This window comes from Pseudomonas sp. D1HM (assembly GCF_019266105.1).
GTDB classification, from domain to species: domain Bacteria; phylum Pseudomonadota; class Gammaproteobacteria; order Pseudomonadales; family Pseudomonadaceae; genus Aquipseudomonas; species Aquipseudomonas taetrolens.
In genome coordinates this window covers 196,385-217,391 of record NZ_LRMN01000002.1, presented here as the reverse complement: position 1 = coordinate 217,391, position 21,007 = coordinate 196,385, and the positions used below count along the sequence as shown (strand labels likewise).

Sequence of the window (21,007 nt, the reverse complement as noted above, 5' to 3'; positions counted from 1 at the left end):
CGGATATTTCTGATCTTTTAGTCGGTTCGTCACTGCCAACTCTTGGCAAAGATAACCTTGAAACAGCCGGTGCACGGCACTTATGCCGTCTGTTCTGTCCTTTCAGCTGCCCGTATTTTTGAGGTCTTGTCGGACAATACTCATGCCGATTCGGCATAGGGTAGGCGTTTACGGCATTAGACGGCTTCCTCTGGCATGGGAATAGTTGCGCCTTTTTTCGCCTGCCAAAGAGCGTGTTCGGCTCGATTTGGGCGACCTTCTACGGGGGTAGAGGTGTGTGACTTGTGCGCTTTTCAGTGCTCTGGTCTCGACCTCTGCCCGAGTCCACTTGAAGTAAGGGTAATGACATGAAGAAGGCAAAACTTAGCCTCGCCTGGCAGATCCTAATCGGTCTGGTCCTCGGGATTGCAATCGGGGCGCTGCTAAACCATTTCAGTGCTGAAAAGGCATGGTGGATCAGTAACGTTCTGCAACCTGCAGGCGATATCTTTATCCGTCTGATCAAGATGATCGTAATCCCAATCGTGATCTCCTCACTGGTTGTCGGGATTGCAGGCGTGGGGGATGCGAAGAAGCTGGGTCGCATCGGTCTGAAAACGATCATTTACTTCGAGGTGGTGACGACCATCGCGATTTTGGTCGGCCTGGTGCTGGCCAACGTGTTCCACCCGGGCGCCGGGATCGACATGAGTACCCTGGGTACCGTCGATATTTCCAAATACGCAGCCACCGCTGCCGAGGTTACTCATGAACATGCGTTCATCGAGACCATCCTCAACCTGATCCCGTCGAACATCTTCGCAGCCATGGCTCGCGGTGAGATGCTGCCGATCATCTTCTTCTCGGTGCTCTTCGGTCTTGGTCTGTCGAGCTTGAATGCCGAACTGCGCGACCCGCTGGTGAAAACCTTCCAGGGCGTGTCCGAGTCGATGTTCAAAGTGACTCACATGATCATGAACTACGCACCTATCGGTGTGTTTGCGTTGATCGCCGTCACCGTGGCCAACTTCGGTTTTGCCTCGCTGGTGCCACTGGCCAAGCTGGTCGTGCTGGTTTACGCCGCCATCCTGTTCTTCGCCTTTGCGGTACTGGGCCTGATCGCCAAGCTGTTCGGTTTCTCGGTGCTCAAGCTGATGCGCATCTTCAAGGATGAGCTGGTACTGGCTTATTCCACCGCCAGTTCCGAAACCGTGTTGCCGCGCGTCATCGAGAAAATGGAAGCCTACGGCGCGCCGAAAGCTATCTGCAGCTTTGTGGTACCGACGGGCTACTCGTTCAACCTTGATGGTTCGACCCTGTACCAAAGCATCGCGGCCATCTTTATTGCCCAGCTGTACGGCATCGACCTGTCGATCAGCCAGCAATTGCTGTTGGTCTTGACCCTCATGGTCACCTCCAAAGGTATCGCCGGTGTTCCGGGCGTGTCCTTCGTGGTGTTGTTGGCGACCTTGGGCAGCGTGGGTATTCCGCTGGAAGGCCTGGCCTTCATCGCCGGTGTCGACCGTGTGATGGATATGGCGCGTACTGCACTGAACGTGATTGGCAACGCCTTGGCGGTGCTGGTGATTTCCCGTTGGGAAGGCATGTACGACGACGCCAAGGGCGAGCGTTACTGGAACTCGCTGCCGCACTGGCGCAGCAAGGAAGCCCTGCCAAAAGGCGAATAATCGCCTTAGGCATCTTCACTCCCCAAACCCCGGACTTGTCCGGGGTTTGTTGTTTCTGGCGTCTGACCGCTATCATTCGCCGCATCTTCCAGGAGTTCTTTGAATGCTTAACGGCCTATGGCTCAGCTTTTTCGTTGTCGCTACGGTGTCGGCACTCGCCCAATGGCTGGTGGGAGGCAATGCCGGGATCTTCTCCGCGATCGTTGAAAGCATCTTCGCCATGGCCAAGTTGTCGGTTGAAGTGATGATCCTGCTGTTCGGCACCCTGACCTTATGGCTGGGTTTTTTGCGAATTGCGGAAAAAGCCGGGATCGTCGACTGGTTGGGCAGGGCGCTGGGGCCTCTGTTCAAGCGCCTGATGCCGGAAGTGCCGCCGGGCCACCCGGCGCTGGGGTTTATCACCCTGAACTTCGCGGCCAATGGCCTGGGGCTGGACAATGCCGCCACACCGATTGGCCTCAAGGCCATGCGTGCGCTGCAAGAACTCAACCCGAATCCCGCCAGTGCAACCAATGCGCAAATCCTGTTTCTGGTGCTCAATGCGTCGTCCCTGACGTTACTGCCGGTGACGATCTTTATGTATCGCGCCCAGCAAGGCGCTGCAGACCCGACGCTGGTGTTCCTGCCTATCCTGCTGGCGACCAGCGCCTCGACGCTGGCAGGCCTGCTCTCAGTGGCCTTCATGCAGCGTTTGCGGTTATGGGACCCGGTGGTGCTGGCGTATCTGTTGCCCGGCGCATTGATCCTTGCCAGCTTCATGGCGTTACTGGCGACCTTGTCGGCCACGGCGCTGGCCAGTTTGTCCTCGATCCTTGGCAACCTGACGCTGTTCGGGCTGATCATGCTGTTTCTGGTGATAGGCGCGTTGCGCAAGGTCAAGGTTTACGAAGCATTCGTCGAAGGCGCCAAAGAAGGCTTCGACGTGGCCAAGAACCTGCTGCCGTATCTGGTGGCCATGTTGTGCGCGGTAGGGGTGTTGCGCGCATCCGGGGCGCTGGACTTTGGCCTGGACGGTATCCGTCATGCCGTGGAGTGGCTGGGCTGGGACACGCGTTTTGTGGATGCCTTGCCCACGGCCATGGTCAAACCCTTCTCAGGCAGTGCGGCCCGGGCCTTGCTGATTGAAACCATGCAGACTCAGGGCGTGGACAGCTTTGCGGCGTTGGTGGCCGCGACAGTGCAGGGCAGCACAGAAACCACCTTTTACGTGCTGGCGGTGTACTTCGGTGCCGTCGGGATTCAGCGCGCTCGCCATGCCGTTGGCTGCGCCTTGCTGGCCGAGCTGTCGGGTGTCGTGGCGGCGATTGGCGTGTGCTACTGGTTCTTCGGCTGAAGCGGCTTTAAGCCGTACGTTGATGTGTAGCCGCTGACTCGCATTGCGAGGCAAGCATCTCTGGCCGCTGCCGCAGGCTGCGATGGGCGCGCAACCGCCCGAGAAGGGCCTTCGGCCCTTTTCGCAGCTTTTGGCAGCGGCTACACAAGTACCCGCCTTTTCAGCGTTGCGCTTGCCCTTGTTGCAGCACCCATTGCACCACCTGCGGCATCAACTGGTCGGTGGCCTGTCCAAAACCTGCCACAACGCCCGGTACCATTGGATTGGTCAGCGGCTGTCGCGTTTCGAAGCGCTTGGAGCCGATCACCCGTTGGTCACGGCTGCGCACCAAGCGTGCGTTGTACTGAATCAGTACTTCGGGGCTTTTGCCGTTGTAGCGGGTCTGAAACGCCAGCAACTCTCCGCCCAGCTCGAAATCGGACTGCAGATTGCTGTCGTCGGTGCTCAACCCCTGGATCCGGCCATCCTGCAAGAATGCGTCAAGCAGCCGGTTGCGCAGCAGCACGGGCGCCGGATCGCTCCAGCGCGCGCCCTTGTAGTTACTGATGAGGTTACCCTCGGGCACCACCGCAATGTTTTGACTGTTCAGCGCATTACTGGCCATCGGTTTGTCGAGCTTGAGCGACCAGCTCACAGGAGCACTGGGGCTGGTGGCAATCGGCGTTTGTGCGTACGGCAGCCAATACACATCGACTTGCTCGGGTTTGGGCAGGATTGAACAGGCGCTGAGCAGGCTCAGACTCGTCGCCAGAACGACGGCCCCTGCCAGACGATAAGTGCGGCTCATGGCGTGAATTCCTTGTTTTGCTCGCGGCCCAGCAAGTAACCGCTTGGATTGGCTTCCAGACGTCGCGAAATCGAGCGCAACGTACTGAGGGTTTCGCGCAGTTCGTTGACCGCAGGGCCGAGCTGATTGAGGCCTTGCAACCCGCTGTTGAGCGACTCTTCATTGTTGTTGAGCAAGCTGTTGATGGTGGCGCTGCTTTTTTCAAGGGACTGCATTGCCTGTTCGGCGCTGCTGAACATTTGTTTACCCTGGTTGCTCAGCATGCCATTGGCGTTGCGCATCAGCGTGGTGGTCTGCTCAAGCGTGATGCTGGCCTCTTTGCCGACTTGCGACAGTTGCTTCAGGGTCTGGCTGATATCACCCCGTTGGCCTGCAATGGCCTCAGTGGTGAGTTCCAGGTTATCGAGGGTCTTGCCAACGCGTGCAACGTTGTCGGGTGAGAACAGCTGATTGGCGTTGTGCAGCAGCATGTTGATGTTGGCCATCATGTCCGTGCCATCGGTGAGCAGACGGGCAATCGGAGAAGGCGAGGCTACGATCACGGGCAGTTTTCCGGCTTTGCCCTTGAGGTCCGGACTGTCGGGATTGCCACCGGAGAGCTGGATAATGGACGTGCCGGTGACCCCTGTCAGCGCCAGTTTGGCCTTGGTGTCGACCTTGACCGGGGTGCCCGCCGTCAGGCGTATGCGTGCCAGCACCCGGCGCGGATCCTTTTCGTCCAGCCGCAGCTCTATGACGTCGCCTACCTTGATCCCGTTGTATTGCACCGAACTGCCTTTGGAGAGGCCGCTGACGGCTTCGTTGAACACCACTTCGTAGTCCGTGAAGGCATTGTCCATGCTCGCCTTGGCCAGCCACAGGCCAAACAGCATGGCCCCGACAACGACCAGCACGCTGAACAAGCCGATCAATACATGATGGGCACGGGTTTCCATGTCATTGCTCCTTAAGCTGGGTTGCCGCTTCATAGGCGGCGCGGCCACGGGGGCCATGGAAATATTCATGAATCCACGGGTCGTCGAAATCTTCGACCTGGGCAATCGGCGCGGCCACCAGCACCCTTTTCTGCGACAGCACCGCCACCCGGTCAGTGATGGTGTACAGGGTGTCGAGGTCGTGGGTGACGATAAACACACTCAACCCCAGGGCATCGCGCAAAGTCAGAATCAGTTGGTCAAAGGCCGCGGCCCCGATGGGATCGAGTCCGGCGGTAGGCTCATCAAGAAACAGAATGTCCGGGTCCAGCGCCAGCGCCCGGGCCAGTGCGGCGCGCTTGACCATCCCGCCCGAGAGGGCCGAAGGGTATTTGTCGGCAGCCGACAACGGCAGCCCGGCCAGGGCGAGCTTGACGCAAGCCAGGTGCTCGGCGTCGGGGCGGCTCAGCCCGGCGTGTTCAATTAAGGGCAGGGCGATGTTTTCGGTCACGGTCAGCGAGGAAAACAGTGCGCCACGCTGAAACAGCACGCCAAAGCGTCTCTCGATCAAGGATCGCTGGTCTTCCGGCAGGTTCATCAGGTCTTTGCCAAACACCCGGACCTGCCCTTCGGTAGGCCTGCGCAGCCCGACAATGCTGCGCAACAGCACCGACTTGCCGGTCCCGGAACCGCCGACCACGCCCAGGATCTCACCGCGATACACATCCAGATCAAGGTTCTCGTGCACGCTTTGGCTGCCAAAGCGGTTGCACAGGCCGCGCACTTCAATCACCGCCTCGCTGGGCGCACGTGTTGGACGACTCACCAGCCCATCTCCATAAAGAACAGTGCTGCCACGGCATCGAGGACAATCACGATAAAGATCGACTGCACCACGCTGGAGGTGGTGTGGGCCCCGACCGACTCGGCGCTGCCACTGACTTTAAAGCCTTCAAGGCAGCCCACCGCAGCGATCAGAAAGGCAAAAAACGGTGCTTTGACCATGCCCACCAAAAAGTGCTGAACGCCGATATCGGAATGCAGCAGCGAAATAAACATGTCTGGCGAAATGCCCAGCGAAACGACGCACACCAGTGCGCCGCCCAGGATCCCGGCCATCATGGCCAAAAATGTCAGTAACGGCAGGGCGATCAGCAGGGCCAAAACCCGCGGCAGCACCAGCAAATCCATGGGGTCGAGACCCAGGGTGCGGATGGCGTCGATTTCTTCATTGGCTTTCATCGAGCCGATTTGCGCAGTAAAGGCACTGGCTGTGCGCCCGGCCAGCAGAATGGCGGTCAGCAAGACACCAAATTCACGCAGGAATGAAAACGCCACCAGATCGACGGTAAAGATCCCGGCCCCGAAGTTGGCCAGCACCGTGGCCCCGAGAAAGGCCACCACCGCGCCCACCATAAAGGTCAGCAGTATCACGATGGGTGCTGCATCGAGGCCGACCTGCTCGATATGAGCCACCATTGGCGTGATCCGCCACTGCTTGGGACGAAACAGGTTGCGGGTGAGTGTCTGCAGAATCAGGCCGATAAAGCCCAGCAATTGCAGTGAGTCTTGCCAGAGCTTGTCCACCGCGCAGCCAATCCGGCTCAGCAACTGGATACCGATGTTGTGCTCGGGGGTCTTTACCGGCACACAGAAATCACGCATCGACGAATAGACGGTTTGCAGCAAGGCGCGATCGGCGGCGGGGAGCTTTTGTGCGGTGTCGGTCAGCTGGCTGACGCGCTCGGCTCCCAGCAGTTCAACCAACAGCGAAGCGCCAGCGGTATCGAGGCTGGAAACCTCATCAAGGTCGATCGCGGTCCGGGCATCGTATTGATCGCGCAGTTGCTCCGTCTGTTGTTTGAGACGTGCGTAATGGGCGAGCGTCCAGTCGCCGCTGATTCGCAGCCGCGCCGGAGTGCTTGATGTGTCTAGTCGGGCATTGCCAGCCATAGCAGTGATGATCGTTAGCTCCGTGCTCGGTACGCTAGAACGCAGACCTTATGTAATAGCACAATCCTGCAAAAGTGCTTCAGTTTGCCTGAACGCCGGCTGGCGCAGACTGATCTGGATTAACCAGGAAGCGCAAAACACCGATCATTTGTCCATCTTCGGTCAAGACCCGCACTTGCCAGCGACCCACAGAGTCCGGCGGGAAGTTTTGTTTGTGGGTCCAGGCACGGTAGCCCTCTTTGCGACCGCCATGGATATCCAGGGCAATGCGGTCCACTTCTTTACCGTTGTGCTTCCAGACGTGATAAATCCGCTCATTCAGCCCGCGCGGAGCATTGATCGAAGTGTAGGCGTACAAGCCACGGCTGCGCAGCTCACTGGCGCTGATGGTCTTGAGGCTCTCGCCCGGCGTACGGTCTTGTAGCTGAGTGGTGACGGCGACTTCGGTCATCCACAGCGTTGCCGGTGGTACCCAGGAGCGCAACAGCCAGCCGGTGCCGCCCAGTGTCAGTACGATCAAGGGCAACACCAGCCAGCCGCGCCAGGTTTTTAGCGGTAGGCTGACGGCCAGGCTCGGAATGGAAAGCAGCACAGCGGTGCCCAGCGCCAATTTGTAGCTCTCGGCGGTGGTCAGGTTGAGAATGATGGGTAATGCCGTCAGCAGCGCTGCAAACAGGGTGAGGGTGTGCAACCCCAAAAACAGCCAGCGTTTGGGCGCGAGCCATTTGTAGTACAGCGGATCAGTGATGGAGACCAGTGCAGCCGCGCCCAGCAGCCCGGTGAACACCAGTTGGCCGCTGTTCCAGGTGGTGGTGATAAAGAAGAACGGCAGGACAAAGAACAGGCTTTCCTGATGAATCATCTGGGTTGCGTAACGCAGCAGAGGCGGGGGGATTTCGCGCTTGAACACCCGAGCGAACAGCTGGGTAAAGGTGTTTTCCAGCATTAGCCAGAGCCAGCTCACCAGCATGATGACGGCGATCCAGCGGGCCATGCCTTGTTGACGGTCAACCAGCATGAAACTGCCGACCCCGGAGCAAAAACCGAAGAGTGCGATCAACCCTGGATAGCGCTTCATCAACTCAAGGATGCGCTGTAAATAGAGGTTCCAGTTAGGCATTCGGCGATTCACATTTTTGGTGTGGTTCAAAAAAACTGTAGGAGCGAGCTTGCGCGCGATGGCATCACCGCGGTTTATTTTCAAAACCGCGCTGTCTGCATCGCGAGCAAGCTCGCTCCTACATGATGGTAGTCTGCTGTGATTAACGCACGCTGCTTTCGAAGCGGCTCACACCCGGCAGCTCCAGCACCAGTTCGTCGCCCGCATTCAAAGGGCCTACACCCACTGGCGTGCCCGTCATGATCACGTCGCCGGCCTGCAGCGAGAAGCATGCGGCCATGTGCTGAATCATCGGCACGATCGGGTTGAGCATCAGGGCGCTGTTGCCGTCCTGGCGCACTTCACCGTTGATGGTCAGGCGAATGCCAATATCCGTCAGGTCCGCAAACGCGCTGCTCTGGACGAACGGCGCCAGCACGCAGGCCCCGTCGAATGACTTGGCGATTTCCCATGGCAAGCCTTTGCTCTTGAGTTCGGCCTGCTTGTCGCGCAGTGTCAGGTCCAGCCCGGGTGCGAAGCCGGAGATGGCGTCCAGGACTTCTTCGGCACTCGGGTTGTTTGACAGGGATTTGCCAATCAGAACCGAAATTTCGGCTTCGTAGTGCACGGAGCCGCGCTCGGCCGGAATCGTGAAACCACCTTCCAGCGCCACCACACAACTGCCTGGTTTGATAAACAGCAGAGGCTCAGTGGGGATCGGGTTATCCAGCTCCTTCGCGTGTTCGGCGTAATTACGTCCGATGCAGACCACTTTGCCCAGGGGGAAGTGGATCCGGGTGCCGTCGACATACTGGTGCTGATAGCTCATGACTGACTCCGATGAGAGGGTGACTGTGTAGCCGCCGCGCAGCTTGCGGCAGCGGCTACGGGTGTTATGCGTGAGTTAAACCGCAAAAATCTTGCCCGGGTTCATGATGCCGTTCGGGTCGAACACGGCCTTGAGCGCTTTCATGTATTCGATCTCAACCGGTGAGCGGCTGTAAGTCAGGTAGTCACGTTTGGTCATGCCCACGCCATGTTCGGCAGAGATAGAGCCGTTGTACTTTTCGACCGTCTCGAATACCCACTTGTTCACGGTCGCGCACTTGGCGAAGAACTCATCCTTGCTCAGGTTTTCGGGCTTGAGGATGTTCAAGTGCAGGTTGCCGTCGCCAATGTGGCCGAACCAGACGATTTCGAAGTCCGGGTAGTGTTTGCCGACGATCGCGTCAATTTCTTTAAGGAACCCCGGTACTTTCGACACAGTGACCGAGATGTCATTTTTGTACGGCGTCCAGTGGGAAATGGTCTCGGAGATGTACTCACGCAGCTTCCACAGGTTTTGCAGCTGGGTTTCGCTCTGGCTCATGACGCCATCCAGCACCCAGCCTTCTTCCATGCAGTGTTCAAACGTTTCGAGGGCCGCGTTCGCGACTTCTTCGGTGGTTGCTTCGAATTCCAGCAACGCATAGAACGGGCAATCCGTCTCGAACGGCGACGGGACATCGCCACGGTCCATGACTTTGGCCAGCGCCTTATCGGAGAAGAACTCAAACGCCGTCAGATCCAGTTTGCTCTGGAAGGCATGCAGCACCGGCATGATCGAGTCGAAGTCGGCGGTGCCGAGCACCATGGCCGTCAGGTTTTTTGGCGCCCGGTCCAGGCGCATGGTGGCTTCTACGACAAAACCCAAGGTGCCTTCCGCGCCGATGAACAGCTGGCGCATGTCATAGCCGGTGGCGTTTTTGATCAGGTCTTTGTTCAGCTCCAGGATGTCGCCTTTACCGGTGACGACTTTCATGCCGGCCACCCAGTTGCGGGTCATGCCGTAACGAATAACCTTGATCCCGCCGGCATTGGTGCCGATATTGCCGCCAATCTGGCTGGAACCTGCCGAGGCGAAATCCACCGGGTAATACAGGCCATTTTCTTCGGCCAGGTTTTGCAGGTGTTCGGTGACAACGCCTGGCTGGCAGACCACGGTGCGGTCGGTCAGGTTGATGTCCAGCACTTGATTCATGTAGTCGAACGACACAACGACTTCGCCGTTGGCTGCCACGGCGGCGGCCGACAGGCCTGTGCGACCGCCGGAAGGCACCAGCGCCACCTTGTTCTTGTTGGCCCACAGGACGATCGCCTGCACCTGTTCGGTGGTTTTCGGGAACACGATAGCCACTGGGGCGGGGGCGAAATGCTTGGTCCAATCCTTGCCATAAGCATTAAGGGAGTCGGCATCGGTCAAAACCTTGCCAGGCTCTACCAGGGTCTTTAGCTCATCAATCAAGGCAGGATGGGTCATCAACAGAACTCTCGAACAATTCATGGTCATCCTGAGAACGCTTCACGTCGCAGGAATGGGTGTTTAGCGGGGCGCTTATGCTAGCATACGACCCCCCCGCAGAATCGAGCCGTAGGACGATTCTCGGTGCCGGTCTTCACGCCGGCCAGGTCAGCTCGCGCTGTCCATTCCCTGCCATTTTTTCTCTGGGACACAGGTTTACGCAGATGAGCAAGACTTCTCTCGATAAGAGCAAGATCAAGTTCCTTCTTTTGGAAGGCGTCCACCAATCCGCTGTTGAAGTACTCAAGGCTGCCGGTTACACCAGCATTGAATACATCACCAGTTCCTTGCCTGAAGCCCAGCTGAAGGAAAAGATCGCTGATGCCCATTTCATTGGCATCCGTTCTCGTACCCAGCTGACCGAAGAAGTGTTCGACTGCGCCAAGAAACTGGTTGCTGTTGGTTGTTTCTGCATCGGCACCAACCAGGTCGATCTCAACGCTGCTCGCGAACGCGGTATCGCTGTTTTCAACGCACCTTACTCCAACACCCGTTCGGTGGCTGAGTTGGTGCTGGCGGAAGCGATTCTGTTGTTGCGTGGCATCCCTGAGAAAAACGCTTCCTGCCACCGTGGTGGCTGGATCAAAAGCGCGGCAAATTCCTTCGAGATCCGCGGTAAAAAGCTGGGTATCGTTGGTTATGGTTCGATCGGTACTCAATTGTCGGTACTGGCTGAAGGTCTGGGCATGCAGGTGTTCTTCTACGACACCGTGACCAAGCTGCCATTGGGCAACGCCACTCAGGTCGGCAACCTGCACGAACTGCTGGGCATGTCCGATATCGTGACCCTGCACGTGCCGGAAACCGCCGCCACTCAGTGGATGATCGGTGAGAAGGAAATCCGCGCCATCAAAAAGGGCGGCATTCTGATCAACGCTGCACGTGGCACCGTGGTTGAGCTGGACGCCCTGGCTGATGCGATCAAGGACAAGCACCTGATCGGCGCCGCCATCGATGTGTTCCCGGTTGAGCCGCGCTCCAACGACGACGTGTTCGAAAGCCCGCTGCGTGGCCTGGACAACGTGATCCTGACCCCGCATATCGGCGGTTCTACCGCTGAAGCCCAGGCCAACATTGGTCTGGAAGTGGCAGAAAAACTGGTCAAGTACAGCGATAACGGTACTTCGGTATCGTCCGTGAACTTCCCTGAAGTGGCCCTGCCGGCTCACCCTGGCAAGCACCGTTTGCTGCACATCCACGAAAACATCCCGGGTGTGATGAGCGAGATCAACAAGGTCTTCGCTGAAAACGGTATCAACATCTCCGGTCAGTTCCTGCAAACCAACGAGAAAGTGGGTTATGTGGTGATCGACGTTGATGCTGAGTCTTCGGACCTGGCGCAAGAGAAGCTGCAAAAGATCAACGGCACTATCCGTTGCCGCGTTTTGTTCTAAAACGCGCTTCATAAAAAAGGGAGACCCGAGGGTCTCCTTTTTTTGTGTCGCGCAAAAGGTTACTTCACATTGACGGTGATTTTTTCCGACACGACAGCGGGCTTGAACGGTACGTGATACTTGTCGCCCAGCTCCAGTTGCAGGGTGTGTTTGCCCGGCGTCAGGGTCACTTCGGTTTCGGTCTGAGCCTTGCCGAAGTGGACATGGTTGGCATCGGCCGGAATCGGTGCATTCTCGGCAGGCAGGGTGTCGACATCGATCAGCAGGTGATGGTGACCGGTGTGTGGCGTCGGGTCGCCTGCGGGTTTGAGGTCCATGCCTTCGATGCCGAATTTCACGGTGAAGGTTTTATCCACTGTGGCGCCGTCCGCAGGGGAAAGAATGGTCACTTTGGCGCCTGCCGGAGCTTCAACAGATTCCAGGCCGGCGGCAGTCGCCATGACCGAAGCCCCCATCAACACAGAAGCCAGCGCAACACGAGACAGTAGAGCTTTCATTTATTTCTCCGTTTTTTCTCAATATTCAGCAGGTTGAAACAACTTTGAGCGGATCTGCTGTCCAACCTCGCAAGCTACCAACATAAAGCAAAGCGGACGCTTATTGCGAATCGCTTGCATCCCATTCAAAGGAGTGACCATGCGTTTTCTGTCGGGCCTGATGCTTTTATTGCCATTGGCGAGTCCATTTGCTCAAGCCGACCTGATCGACGATGTGAACGACCGGGGCGAGTTGCGCATTGCCCTGGAAGCCGACCAACCGCCGTTCAGCTTCAGGCAGGACGGTCGTTTGACCGGATTTGACGTTGAGCTTGGCGAACTGCTGGCCAAGGAGCTGGAGGTCAATCCGTCGATTATCGTCACGCAGGGCAGCGACCTGCTGTCGGGGGTCGAGAGCGGTAAATACGATGTGGCCATCAACCATGTCGCTATGACTCCCGACCTTCAGAATCGTTTCGATTTCAGCGAGCCTTATGGCTACACCCGCACGCCATTGCAGACGGGGCCAGTGGTGACGCTGGCGATACCCTTCCAGAAAAGTAACCCGGCTTTTCAGACTAGCTTGGATAACGCATTGCAGCGAACCAGGGTGGATGGCCGGTTGGCCGCCTTGTCGCAGAAATGGCTGGGGATGGATGCTACAAAACCGTAAGACTGGATGCACAAACGCTGTAGGCACGGATTCGCACCTACAGCGTTATGCCTTTGATTACTCGCGTAGCTTCTTCACATCCTCAGGCTTCACATCGCCACCTTTGTTACCCCAGCTGGTGCGGATGAAGTTGACCACATCAGCCACTTCTTGATCTGACAAACGCCAGTCGAATGCAGGCATGGTGAAGGTCGACGGTGCCGTATGGGTCGCAGGCAGTGTTCCGCCCTTGAGTACGATATGGATCAGCGACGTCGGATCGTTTGACTGCAGCACCGGGTTCCCTGCCAGCGCAGGGAATACGCGGGTGTAGCCGTGGCCGTCAGTGCGATGGCAGGCCGCGCAGTTGTCGATATACACCGCTGCACCGCGCTTGCTGTCGTCACCTTTCCACAAAGCATCGGCTACTGAAGCGTCGTATTGGTGCGGGGTGTCTGCGGGATCGACCGCCGGCAGCGACTTCAGGTAGCGGGCAATGGCCGTCAGATCAGACTCGGACATGTACTGCATGCTGTGTACGATCACATCGCTCATGCCGCCAAACACGGCGCTGCGATCACTGCGACCGGTTTTCAGGAACTGCACCAGCTGTTCTTCGTCCCAGCTGCCCAGGCCATCTTTGTGGTCGCCACGCAGGTTTTTCGCGATCCAGCCTTCAAGCGGCGCACTGCCCGACAAGAACGTGCTGCCGTCGGTCGCACTCAGCGCTTTTTCCTGCATGGTCAGCGCCCGTGGCGTGTGGCAAGCGCCACAGTGCCCAAGGCCTTCAACCAGGTACGCGCCGCGGCTGACCACCGGGTCTTGCCCGGCCACCGGTGTGAAGTCTGCCACTGCCGGCGCAAATAGCTCGCGCCACATTGCCAGCGGCCAGCGCATGCTCAGCGGCCATGGAATATCGACCGCTTTGTTCTCTTGTGCGACGGGTTCAACGCCTTTCATGAAGTACGCATACAGCGCCTGCATGTCGGCCTGGTTGACCCGCGCGTAGGAAGGGTAAGGCATGGCCGGGTACAGCGTGCTGCCGTTCTGCGCGATGCCATGACGTACCGCTTTGTCAAAATCGTCAAAGCTGTACGTGCCGATACCGCTTTTGTCCGGCGTGATGTTGGTCGAGTAAATGACGCCGATCGGCGTTTCCATCGGCAGGCCACCGGCAAACGGCTTGCCGCCTTTGGCCGTGTGGCAGGCAACGCAGTCGCCGGCGCGGGCCAGATACTCACCTTGCTTGATCAGTGCCGGTTGCGGCTCGTTCTGCGCAGCGACGGCCGAGAAGCTGCCCAGCAGGGCCAGGGTGGCGATAACAAGTGCTTTCATGGTCATCGCTCCTTATGCCTGAACCAGTGGGCCGGGGTTTTTCAGGTACTGCTCGCGGATCGCCCGGGCAGACCAGTAGGTCAGCGCAGCGACCAGGCCAGTCGGGTTGTAGCCCAGGCCCTGCGGGAAGGCGGAGGCGCCCGGTACGAATACGTTGTGCACGTCCCAGCACTGCAGGTAGCGGTTAATCGCACTGGTTTTCGGGTCGGTGCCCATGATCGCGCCACCATTGAGGTGGGTGGTCTGGTAGGACGCGGTGTTGAAGTGATCGCCGACTTTTTTGCCGATCATGGCGATGGCCTTCGGGTTCATCGCCTCGGCGATCTTGCCCATTTTTTCCATCATGAAACGGTTCATCTTGATGTCGTTTTCTTGCCAGTCAAACGTCATGCGCAACAGCGGTTGGCCGTAGGCATCGCGGTATACAGGGTCAAGATCAAGGTAGTTGCCACGGTAGGATTGATGCGCGCCATGAGCGTCCATCGATACTTGGTGGGTGTAGTAATCCGCTGTTGCACGCTTCCAGGCGCTGCCCCAGGCCGGAGTGCCGGGTGGATTGGACGTGCCTGCAATCGGACGGCTGCCCGCCTGGTTGACCCACATCGGCGAACCGCCGACAAAACCGTGTGGCCCGTGGTCAAAGTTGTCCGCGTTGAAGTCATCCACCGCCACGCCATTGCCGCCTGCGCCGATGAAGTTGTTGGTGTGTACGTCCTTGTCGAAGTAGGCCTTGATCGTGCCCATGTTCTGGTACGCGAAGTTCTTGCCGACCACACCTTCCCCGGTTTTAGGGTCATAGGGCTTGCCGATCCCCGACAGCAGCATCAGGCGCACATTGTGGAACTGGAACGCCCCGAGGATGACCAGATCGGCCTGTTGCTCGATTTCTCGGCCCAGGGCGTCGATGTAGGTCACGCCGGTGGCCTTGGTTTTGGTGCTGTCCAGGTTGACCCGGATCACGTGCGCATCAGGCCGCAACTCAAAGTTAGGCACCTGCTTGAGCGCGGGCAGGATGTTGACGTTAGGCGATGCCTTGGAATACATGTAGCAAACATAGCCACTGCAAAAACCGCAGAAGTTGCACGGCCCCATCTGCGCGCCATACGGGTTGGTGTAAGGCCCGGAGGTGTTGGCCGAGGGCAGGTTGTAAGGCTTGTAGCCGACGTCGCTGGCCGCTTTCTGAAACAGCTGGGCCGAATAGGTGTTCTTCTGGGACACCAGCGGGAAATGATCCGAGCGATCCGGTGCGTAAGGGTTGCCACCCTTGCCCTCGCCCACCACTTTGCCGTTGACGGTCCAGGCCTGGCCCGAGGTGCCAAAAACCTTTTCGGCGTAGTCGAAGAACGGTTCCAGCTCTTCATAGCTGACGCCGAAGTCCTGGATGGTCATGTCTTTGGGGATGAAATGCTTGCCGTAGCGCTCTTCGTAATGGCTGCGCATCCGCAGTTCCATCGGATCGACCCGAAAGTGCACGCCCGACCAGTGCAAACCGGCGCCGCCAACGCCATTACCGGGAAGGAAAGCACCCAGTTGGCGGTTGGGCAGGGCCACGTCATTAACGCTATGGCGGATGGTCACGGTTTCTTTCGATACATCCTGGAACAGCTTCTTGCGCACGCTGTAAGTCAGTTCGTCGATCACCTGCGGGTAATTACCGTCGGGATAGGTGTCCTGCATCGGGCCGCGTTCAAGGGCCACTACATTCAGGCCCGCTTCTGTCAGCTCTTTGGCCATGATCGCGCCGGTCCAGCCGAAGCCGACGATTACCGCATCAACTTTTTTCATTACGGTCGTCATGCTCAAGCCCTCTCGCCGCGAATGGATACTGCCGGGAAAGGGTATTGCTCGTTACGTTCAACCCAGTCCATGAAATCAGCGCGTGCGCCGGGGAAGCCGATCATGGTCCAGCCGACCATGCCTTTGTTGCCGCCGTGAATCGGGTCGCAAAAGAAGCCTTCCCGGGTGTTTTGCAGCAAAAGGCTGAAAAAAATCTTCGGCGGTACGCTGTCGAATTTAGCGTTGCCCGCCTCCAGCTGCTTAAGCACTTCGTCTCGGGTAGCGCTGTCTAGGCCAGCAAATACTGAACCGTAGGTCTTTTTGCAGAGATCATCCGTAGCGGCGATGCCCAGGCGATAGATCTGTTTGGGCACCAATTTGCTTTGCCAGCCCATCTCGGCTGGTGCGTCGGCATTGAACGGCCCTTGCATGAACCACAGTGCGCCGCTGGCGTAAGGGGTGTTCATCTGGCGGTCAATGTATTCCGGAGCACCGGCTTCCACAGCCCCCGGGCCCTGTTCATCGCTCGGGATCAAACGGGCGACGGCAGCGTTCACAAAGGCCCATTCTTCTGCGGTGAAGTAGGTCGGCTCATAGGTTTCGCCAGAGGGCGCAGGAGCGGGTGCCGATGCGGGCGATGCGGCAGGCGCGGCCATCAGCACAGTGCCTCCCAGGCCGGTACTGGCGACCGTTACCACAGGAATCAGTGTGAGGGTTTTGCGCAGAAACTCACGCCGCGGATTGTCTTGTTCAGACATGAAGGGGCACCTCGTCAGGCAGTCACGGTTCACAGCCGCTCAGTGGCGGCTTTTCGTTTTGGCAGCGAGACGTGAAGGGTTGAGCACCTCAACACGCCTGCAAAGATTGGTAACAAATACTAACAGGCCAGGCCGTCAGATGAATCGTTTCATGCGTAAATTTGCCGCACCTTCAGCGAAAAAACACGGGTTCAGGCAGCTGCCCAGCGCCGCAAAGCCGCTTTGCGCCGGGCTGCGGGCAGCTTTGCGAGCCGTTCAACTTCGGCATAAAACGCTTGCCAATTTCCGTCGACATGCTTGAACAGAGCGCTGAATGCGGGCACCCATTGGTCGTAAAGGCCGAAAGGCAAGAGCTTAGCGTTGTTCATGGGGGCGTTGATCCAGGCGTCGTAGCGTGTGTTGCCCGGCCAGTGTTGATCCCGCAATCGCCGGTACTCCTGCCGCATATGCTCGAACTCGGCGTCTTTGTGTTCCTGCATCTGCGCCTCGGGCAGCGGCTGCCCGTACAGTGTTTGCAGGCGCTGCCGCGTCGTGAGGACTAAGCCTGTAAACGCCTCACGCTGTTGCTCGCTCCGGGTGTCGGGGGCCGGCAAACCTTGATGGGCGCGCCATTGGCGACTGCCTTCCTGTTCGACAAAGCTGGCGAAAGACTCATTGAATTCGGTGTCGTCCTTCACATAGAGACGCTGATGGGCGAGTTCGTGAAATATCAGGCTGGCGAGTCGCTCATCGCCCCAGCTCAGCATGCTGTTGAGGATCGGGTCATCGAACCAGCCCAGGGTGGAATAGGCCTCGACACCGCTGACATACACATCCAGGCCTTGTTGACGCTGCAACGCGGCCTCGCCACGTGCTGCGCCCTGTTCGTAGTACCCGCGATAGGCCACGCAGCCGGCGATGGGGAAGCAATGGGTGACGGGGTCGAGGGAGAACGCCGGAGTGGCGAAGACGTTCCACACCACATAGGGCCGCTTGAGGTCGGCATACACGCGATAGCTTTGATTGTCCGGCAGGTGCAATTGCTTGCTGGCGAAGGTTCTGGCGGCCTGAGCGCCCGCCAGGCGTTCGCGCAGGTGCGGATCGCGCTGCGGGTCTGCAATGACCCGGGCCACGGGTTCACGGGCTTTGAGCAACTGCCATTGGCCGGCGGCCAGTTGCGGGTAATAACCAGGGCTGGAACATCCCGTGAGCAAGGCCAGCAAGGTGAAGGGGAGCAAGCAACGGGCGGGGGAGGTCATAAAGCGATCCACTGGGTGACTGGCGCAAGACTAGCTTCAGCGTAGGCCGAAGTGCCACAGTCCGGGCGATCAGCGCTATGCTGAAAACATTGCTTTTTTCATTGCGACCGCCACTACCGGCCCCCACAAGGTATGACTCCAACCGTGAAAACAATCATGCGCAGGTCTGTGCTAATGCTGATGACGGGGCTATTAAGCGCATGCGCCAGCACACCCGTACCCAACGCTGACCCGGCACGTGCCTGGATCGATCTTGAAACCCAGACCGGCAAGCTGGTGATGGCCGAGCGCCTGGACAATCAACGATTGCAGGACGGTCGCTACTTTCAGGTCACGCCCGGCAGCCATGAATTGATGGTGCGCTTCGATTACGAGGTGTTTATCGGCGGCATGGGGCAGTTCAGCGACCCACAGGAACGCTTGTGCTATCTGTCGGTTCGTTACGATGACTTCCAGCCCGGGCAGCATTACCGACTGCAAGCCCGCTCGGTGGGGTTCAACGCCTACGCCCGGTTATATAACGCCGCGGGCGAGGTGGTGGCCGAAGAACGACTGGTCAACTGCTTGCCCTGAGGCTTAGTTGTCGTTCTTTTGGTAGATGATCTTTTTGGTGCCGTTTTCGCACGTACCCACCACCATGCTTTGGTCGTGGACTTCATCGTTGGTCACGATTTCGAGCGTATAGGACGACACATTGTTGGCCTGGATCTTGGCTTCGATCTCGGCTTTCAATTCGTCACAGGGTTTGGGGGCGGCCATGGCCGAGGTGGCCAGAGCGCAGCAGATAACAGCCAGAGCGAAACGTTTCATGGTGGGACTCCCTTGATGCAGTACGCAACATCATGGTCTGACGCCGTGAGTGACCAATCGATCACATGTGGCGCAACACTGTACGAACTGTCCGGGCCAGCGATGCCCCATTCATGGCGAATGGGGCATTGCGTGTCATCAGTACAGCGACTTAGCTCAGCAGTGTGGCGTCGAGGGTGATTTTTGCATTCAGCACCTTGGACACCGGGCAGCCTTCTTTGGCTTTGGTGGTCAGTTCGTCAAATTGCTGTTGGGTGGCACCCGGCACCTTGGCCTTGAGCACCAGATGCACAGCCGTGATTGCAAAGCCGCCGTCTACCTGGTCCAGGTTGACTTCGGCGGTGGTGTCGATGCTGTCGGCCTTGAGCCCGGCATCGCCAAGGATCATCGACAGTGCCATTGAGAAGCAGCCGGCATGGGCTGCGCCGATCAGCTCCTCGGGGTTAGTGCCTTTGCCGCCCTCGAACCGCGCCTTGAAACCATAAGGTGCGTCGCGCAGCACGCCGGTTTCGGTCGAAATGGAACCGATGCCGGTTTTAAGGTCGCCTGCCCAATGAGCCGATGCTTTCTTCTTGATACTCATGCGTGCCTCCTGAAAAGCAGCGTGAAGGTTTCACGCCTGACTGGACTTGTGAGGGTAGACGTCATTACAAAGTTCATCCTGTCGGACCAATCGTCTTTTTTAGTGGCTCATTTACAGCGCTACCATTGAAACTCGGGTATATGCCCATATTGCTTAGAACACTGGCAGGTTTTGGCGAGCGTCATGGCCTGCATCCCATCAGGAGGCGCCCGCTCATGACACGTTTGTCCGATATCAAATTCTCTACCCTCGACCTGGTACCCGTGCGCGAAAATGGCAGCGCCGCTCAGTCGTTGCGCAATTCGCTGGATCTGGCCCAGCACGTGGAAAAATTTGGCTACAACCGTTTCTGGGTGGCTGAACACCACAACATGGATGGCATTGCCAGTTCGGCCACCTCGGTGTTGATTGGCTATCTGGCAGGTGGCACGTCGACTATTCGCGTCGGCTCGGGCGGGGTCATGCTGCCCAACCATGCGCCGCTGGTCATCGCCGAGCAGTTTGGCACCCTCGAAAGCCTGTACCCCGGGCGCATTGATCTGGGCTTGGGGCGTGCGCCCGGCTCGGACCAGATGACCGCGCGCGCCTTGCGCCGCGAACGCTCCGGCAGCGCGGACGATTTCCCGCAGGATGTGGCCGAACTGATGCGTTATTTGGGCCCGCGCACTCCCGATCAGCGCGTGATTGCCATGCCGGGTACCGGAACCCATGTGCCGGTCTGGTTGCTCGGCTCCAGTCTGTTCAGTGCGCAACTGGCGGGTGAGCAGGGGCTGCCTTATGCCTTTGCCTCACATTTCGCGCCACGTTTGATGCATGAAGCCATTCGCGTGTACCGCAATCACTTCAAACCGTCGGCAGTCCTCGACAAGCCTTATGTGATGCTCGGCGTGCCGTTGGTCGCGGCGGATACCGATGAGCAGGCGGATTATCTGGCGACGTCGGTCTATCAACGGATTCTGGCGCTGATGCGCGGGCAGAGCCTGGTGCAGCGGCCACCGGTAGAAACGATGGATGGCTTGTGGCTGCCCCATGAAAAAGATGCGGTGATGAGTTTTCTGGGGCTGGCAATGGTCGGTAGCCCGGGGAAAATCAGGGCCAGGCTGGAAATGCTGGTGGATCAGACCCAGGCCGACGAGCTGATTTTCACCAGTGACCTGTATGAGCACGCTGACCGTATTCGTTCGTACGAATTGCTGGCTCAGGTGATGAAGCAGGCTTAACGCAGCCACTGCAGGAGCATGTGTGCTCCTGCAGTGCTTTTGGTGATTAACCGCGCTTGTAAACGATCTCTTTGGTGCCGGCTTCGCAGGAGCCCACGACCTTTCCGTCCGCTGCAGTGCCTTTGTCCACGACTTCCAGCGAGTAGTGCGAGGCGCCTTTGGCCTCAATTTTTGCAGCGATCTCGCTTTTCAGTTCTTCGCACGGTTTGCCCGCGGCGAACGCTGTGCCCGCCAAACTGAGCAAGCCTAGAGCTAACAGGCTTTTTTTCATCGGTCACATTCCTCAAGTCAACATTAAAAGGGTGCGACATGCGTGTGGCATGTCGCACCCGGACGGTGTAGCCGAGGTTATGGCAAACGGCCAGCCTGGAAGTTCAAAAGGCTGTCGTTTTAGCTGGTGGCAATCCTGAAACCTACCTTGAGCGTGACTTGGTAGTGCGCCACTTTGCCGTCCTTGATATGCCCCCGGGTGTCGACTACCTCGAACCACTCCAGGTGTTTGATGCTTTTGTGGGCTTCTGCGAGTGCATTACTGATGGCGTCTTCTATGCTGCTCGGGGACGAGCCTACCAGTTCGATTTTTTTGTAGGTGTGGTGGTCAGACATAACGTTCTCCTTTGTCGTAGATCAAAGCCTAGCAGCGATTTCGCTCAATACTTCGTGGGCTGATT

The 21,007-nt window shown here is 58.2% G+C and carries 22 protein-coding genes; 6 read left to right on the top strand and 16 right to left on the bottom strand.

Features of this window, described 5'->3' with window-relative positions:
- Positions 1–347: 347 nt before the first annotated feature.
- Both gltP and AWM69_RS01915 read left to right on the top strand, forming a co-directional pair.
- Positions 348–1,667 carry a glutamate/aspartate:proton symporter GltP gene (gltP, locus tag AWM69_RS01920; RefSeq protein ID WP_048381260.1) on the top strand — a complete coding sequence of 440 codons (1,320 nt, stop codon included), beginning with the start codon at positions 348–350 and terminating at the stop codon, positions 1,665–1,667.
- Positions 1,668–1,770: 103 nt separating this feature from the next.
- On the top strand, positions 1,771–3,000 hold the full coding sequence (locus AWM69_RS01915) for a nucleoside recognition domain-containing protein (protein WP_131654319.1): 1,230 nt from the start codon (positions 1,771–1,773) through the stop codon (positions 2,998–3,000).
- A 160-nt stretch (positions 3,001–3,160) separates the two neighbouring features.
- Here the strand turns inward: AWM69_RS01915 and AWM69_RS01910 are convergent, their stop codons facing one another.
- The 7 genes from AWM69_RS01910 to AWM69_RS01880 all read right to left on the bottom strand — a co-directional run bounded on the left by AWM69_RS01910 (position 3,161) and on the right by AWM69_RS01880 (position 10,052).
- Positions 3,161–3,787: an ABC-type transport auxiliary lipoprotein family protein gene (locus AWM69_RS01910; RefSeq protein ID WP_218725649.1), complete on the bottom strand. Its 627-nt coding sequence runs from the start codon at positions 3,785–3,787 to the stop codon at positions 3,161–3,163.
- Positions 3,784–4,722: an MlaD family protein gene (locus AWM69_RS01905; RefSeq protein WP_218725648.1), complete on the bottom strand. Its 939-nt coding sequence runs from the start codon at positions 4,720–4,722 to the stop codon at positions 3,784–3,786. The genes AWM69_RS01910 and AWM69_RS01905 overlap by 4 nt, the downstream gene beginning before the upstream one ends.
- A gap of 1 nt (position 4,723) precedes the next feature.
- Entirely contained in the window at positions 4,724–5,527 is an 804-nt protein-coding gene (locus AWM69_RS01900; protein ID WP_131654322.1) for an ABC transporter ATP-binding protein, read from the bottom strand.
- Positions 5,524–6,654 carry an ABC transporter permease gene (locus AWM69_RS01895; protein WP_131654323.1) on the bottom strand — a complete coding sequence of 377 codons (1,131 nt, stop codon included), beginning with the start codon at positions 6,652–6,654 and terminating at the stop codon, positions 5,524–5,526. Before AWM69_RS01895 ends, AWM69_RS01900 begins: the two co-directional genes overlap by 4 nt.
- A gap of 79 nt (positions 6,655–6,733) precedes the next feature.
- Positions 6,734–7,774 carry a DUF5924 family protein gene (locus AWM69_RS01890; RefSeq protein WP_131654324.1) on the bottom strand — a complete coding sequence of 347 codons (1,041 nt, stop codon included), beginning with the start codon at positions 7,772–7,774 and terminating at the stop codon, positions 6,734–6,736.
- 142 nt (positions 7,775–7,916) lie between these two features.
- A complete protein-coding gene (locus tag AWM69_RS01885; RefSeq protein ID WP_131654325.1) occupies positions 7,917–8,582 on the bottom strand; it encodes a fumarylacetoacetate hydrolase family protein in 666 nt (221 codons plus the stop codon).
- A gap of 75 nt (positions 8,583–8,657) precedes the next feature.
- Positions 8,658–10,052 (bottom strand): FAD-binding oxidoreductase, encoded by a 1,395-nt coding sequence (locus tag AWM69_RS01880; protein WP_048381245.1) that lies wholly within the window; start codon positions 10,050–10,052, stop codon positions 8,658–8,660.
- Between the two features lie 206 nt (positions 10,053–10,258).
- Here AWM69_RS01880 and serA point away from each other — a divergent pair, with 206 nt between their 5' ends.
- The gene (gene serA, locus AWM69_RS01875; protein WP_048381242.1) at positions 10,259–11,488 is read left to right on the top strand and encodes a phosphoglycerate dehydrogenase; all 1,230 of its coding nucleotides are present in this window, start codon (positions 10,259–10,261) and stop codon (positions 11,486–11,488) included.
- 59 nt (positions 11,489–11,547) lie between these two features.
- On the opposite strand, the gene AWM69_RS01870 is transcribed toward serA, so the two are convergent.
- Positions 11,548–11,985: a DUF4399 domain-containing protein gene (locus tag AWM69_RS01870; RefSeq protein ID WP_218725647.1), complete on the bottom strand. Its 438-nt coding sequence runs from the start codon at positions 11,983–11,985 to the stop codon at positions 11,548–11,550.
- A gap of 139 nt (positions 11,986–12,124) precedes the next feature.
- Between AWM69_RS01870 and AWM69_RS01865 the strand changes: the two genes are divergently transcribed.
- The gene (locus AWM69_RS01865) at positions 12,125–12,637 is read left to right on the top strand and encodes a transporter substrate-binding domain-containing protein (RefSeq protein WP_218725646.1); all 513 of its coding nucleotides are present in this window, start codon (positions 12,125–12,127) and stop codon (positions 12,635–12,637) included.
- Positions 12,638–12,694: 57 nt separating this feature from the next.
- Here the strand turns inward: AWM69_RS01865 and AWM69_RS01860 are convergent, their stop codons facing one another.
- The 4 genes from AWM69_RS01860 to AWM69_RS01845 all read right to left on the bottom strand — a co-directional run bounded on the left by AWM69_RS01860 (position 12,695) and on the right by AWM69_RS01845 (position 17,723).
- Positions 12,695–13,951: a cytochrome c gene (locus AWM69_RS01860; protein WP_218725645.1), complete on the bottom strand. Its 1,257-nt coding sequence runs from the start codon at positions 13,949–13,951 to the stop codon at positions 12,695–12,697.
- Positions 13,952–13,963: 12 nt separating this feature from the next.
- A complete protein-coding gene (locus AWM69_RS01855) occupies positions 13,964–15,748 on the bottom strand; it encodes a GMC family oxidoreductase (RefSeq protein WP_218725644.1) in 1,785 nt (594 codons plus the stop codon).
- A 2-nt stretch (positions 15,749–15,750) separates the two neighbouring features.
- The gene (locus AWM69_RS01850) at positions 15,751–16,485 is read right to left on the bottom strand and encodes a gluconate 2-dehydrogenase subunit 3 family protein (protein WP_131654330.1); all 735 of its coding nucleotides are present in this window, start codon (positions 16,483–16,485) and stop codon (positions 15,751–15,753) included.
- Positions 16,486–16,676: 191 nt separating this feature from the next.
- The gene (locus AWM69_RS01845) at positions 16,677–17,723 is read right to left on the bottom strand and encodes an aminopeptidase (protein WP_218725643.1); all 1,047 of its coding nucleotides are present in this window, start codon (positions 17,721–17,723) and stop codon (positions 16,677–16,679) included.
- Between the two features lie 156 nt (positions 17,724–17,879).
- Here AWM69_RS01845 and AWM69_RS01840 point away from each other — a divergent pair, with 156 nt between their 5' ends.
- Positions 17,880–18,296, top strand: a complete 417-nt coding sequence (locus tag AWM69_RS01840) for a hypothetical protein (protein ID WP_131654332.1) — start codon at positions 17,880–17,882, stop codon at positions 18,294–18,296.
- A gap of 3 nt (positions 18,297–18,299) precedes the next feature.
- On the opposite strand, the gene AWM69_RS01835 is transcribed toward AWM69_RS01840, so the two are convergent.
- Both AWM69_RS01835 and AWM69_RS01830 read right to left on the bottom strand, forming a co-directional pair.
- Positions 18,300–18,533, bottom strand: coding sequence for a DUF1161 domain-containing protein (locus AWM69_RS01835; RefSeq protein WP_218725642.1), 234 nt, complete (start codon positions 18,531–18,533; stop codon positions 18,300–18,302).
- Positions 18,534–18,684: 151 nt separating this feature from the next.
- Complete coding sequence (locus AWM69_RS01830) at positions 18,685–19,116, bottom strand: OsmC family protein (RefSeq protein ID WP_218725641.1); 432 nt, start codon at positions 19,114–19,116, stop codon at positions 18,685–18,687.
- A gap of 215 nt (positions 19,117–19,331) precedes the next feature.
- On the opposite strand from AWM69_RS01830, the gene AWM69_RS01825 reads away from it, so the two are divergent.
- Positions 19,332–20,336, top strand: coding sequence for an LLM class flavin-dependent oxidoreductase (locus tag AWM69_RS01825; protein WP_131654335.1), 1,005 nt, complete (start codon positions 19,332–19,334; stop codon positions 20,334–20,336).
- Positions 20,337–20,382: 46 nt separating this feature from the next.
- Here AWM69_RS01825 and AWM69_RS01820 read toward each other — a convergent pair whose 3' ends face one another.
- The gene (locus tag AWM69_RS01820) at positions 20,383–20,607 is read right to left on the bottom strand and encodes a DUF1161 domain-containing protein (RefSeq protein ID WP_131654336.1); all 225 of its coding nucleotides are present in this window, start codon (positions 20,605–20,607) and stop codon (positions 20,383–20,385) included.
- 119 nt (positions 20,608–20,726) lie between these two features.
- Entirely contained in the window at positions 20,727–20,942 is a 216-nt protein-coding gene (locus AWM69_RS01815) for a dodecin (protein ID WP_048381221.1), read from the bottom strand.
- Positions 20,943–21,007: the final 65 nt, after the last annotated feature.

Excerpts from the sequence above, each read along its gene's own strand:
- AWM69_RS01885 (WP_131654325.1), bottom strand. The coding sequence starts at position 8,582 with ATGAGCTATCAGCACCAGTATGTCGACGGCACCCGGATCCACTTCCCC.
- AWM69_RS01835 (WP_218725642.1), bottom strand. The coding sequence starts at position 18,533 with ATGAAACGTTTCGCTCTGGCTGTTATCTGCTGCGCTCTGGCCACCTCG.
- AWM69_RS01820 (WP_131654336.1), bottom strand. The coding sequence starts at position 20,607 with ATGAAAAAAAGCCTGTTAGCTCTAGGCTTGCTCAGTTTGGCGGGCACA.
- AWM69_RS01860 (WP_218725645.1), bottom strand. The coding sequence starts at position 13,951 with ATGAAAGCACTTGTTATCGCCACCCTGGCCCTGCTGGGCAGCTTCTCG.
- AWM69_RS01815 (WP_048381221.1), bottom strand. The coding sequence starts at position 20,942 with ATGTCTGACCACCACACCTACAAAAAAATCGAACTGGTAGGCTCGTCC.
- AWM69_RS01890 (WP_131654324.1), bottom strand. The coding sequence starts at position 7,774 with ATGCCTAACTGGAACCTCTATTTACAGCGCATCCTTGAGTTGATGAAG.
- AWM69_RS01895 (WP_131654323.1), bottom strand. The coding sequence starts at position 6,654 with ATGGCTGGCAATGCCCGACTAGACACATCAAGCACTCCGGCGCGGCTG.
- AWM69_RS01905 (WP_218725648.1), bottom strand. The coding sequence starts at position 4,722 with ATGGAAACCCGTGCCCATCATGTATTGATCGGCTTGTTCAGCGTGCTG.
- AWM69_RS01850 (WP_131654330.1), bottom strand. The coding sequence starts at position 16,485 with ATGTCTGAACAAGACAATCCGCGGCGTGAGTTTCTGCGCAAAACCCTC.
- AWM69_RS01880 (WP_048381245.1), bottom strand. The coding sequence starts at position 10,052 with ATGACCCATCCTGCCTTGATTGATGAGCTAAAGACCCTGGTAGAGCCT.
- AWM69_RS01910 (WP_218725649.1), bottom strand. The coding sequence starts at position 3,787 with ATGAGCCGCACTTATCGTCTGGCAGGGGCCGTCGTTCTGGCGACGAGT.
- AWM69_RS01870 (WP_218725647.1), bottom strand. The coding sequence starts at position 11,985 with ATGAAAGCTCTACTGTCTCGTGTTGCGCTGGCTTCTGTGTTGATGGGG.
- gltP (WP_048381260.1), top strand. The coding sequence starts at position 348 with ATGAAGAAGGCAAAACTTAGCCTCGCCTGGCAGATCCTAATCGGTCTG.
- AWM69_RS01830 (WP_218725641.1), bottom strand. The coding sequence starts at position 19,116 with ATGAGTATCAAGAAGAAAGCATCGGCTCATTGGGCAGGCGACCTTAAA.
- AWM69_RS01840 (WP_131654332.1), top strand. The coding sequence starts at position 17,880 with ATGCGCAGGTCTGTGCTAATGCTGATGACGGGGCTATTAAGCGCATGC.
- AWM69_RS01845 (WP_218725643.1), bottom strand. The coding sequence starts at position 17,723 with ATGACCTCCCCCGCCCGTTGCTTGCTCCCCTTCACCTTGCTGGCCTTG.
- serA (WP_048381242.1), top strand. The coding sequence starts at position 10,259 with ATGAGCAAGACTTCTCTCGATAAGAGCAAGATCAAGTTCCTTCTTTTG.
- AWM69_RS01865 (WP_218725646.1), top strand. The coding sequence starts at position 12,125 with ATGCGTTTTCTGTCGGGCCTGATGCTTTTATTGCCATTGGCGAGTCCA.
- AWM69_RS01825 (WP_131654335.1), top strand. The coding sequence starts at position 19,332 with ATGACACGTTTGTCCGATATCAAATTCTCTACCCTCGACCTGGTACCC.
- AWM69_RS01855 (WP_218725644.1), bottom strand. The coding sequence starts at position 15,748 with ATGACGACCGTAATGAAAAAAGTTGATGCGGTAATCGTCGGCTTCGGC.
- AWM69_RS01915 (WP_131654319.1), top strand. The coding sequence starts at position 1,771 with ATGCTTAACGGCCTATGGCTCAGCTTTTTCGTTGTCGCTACGGTGTCG.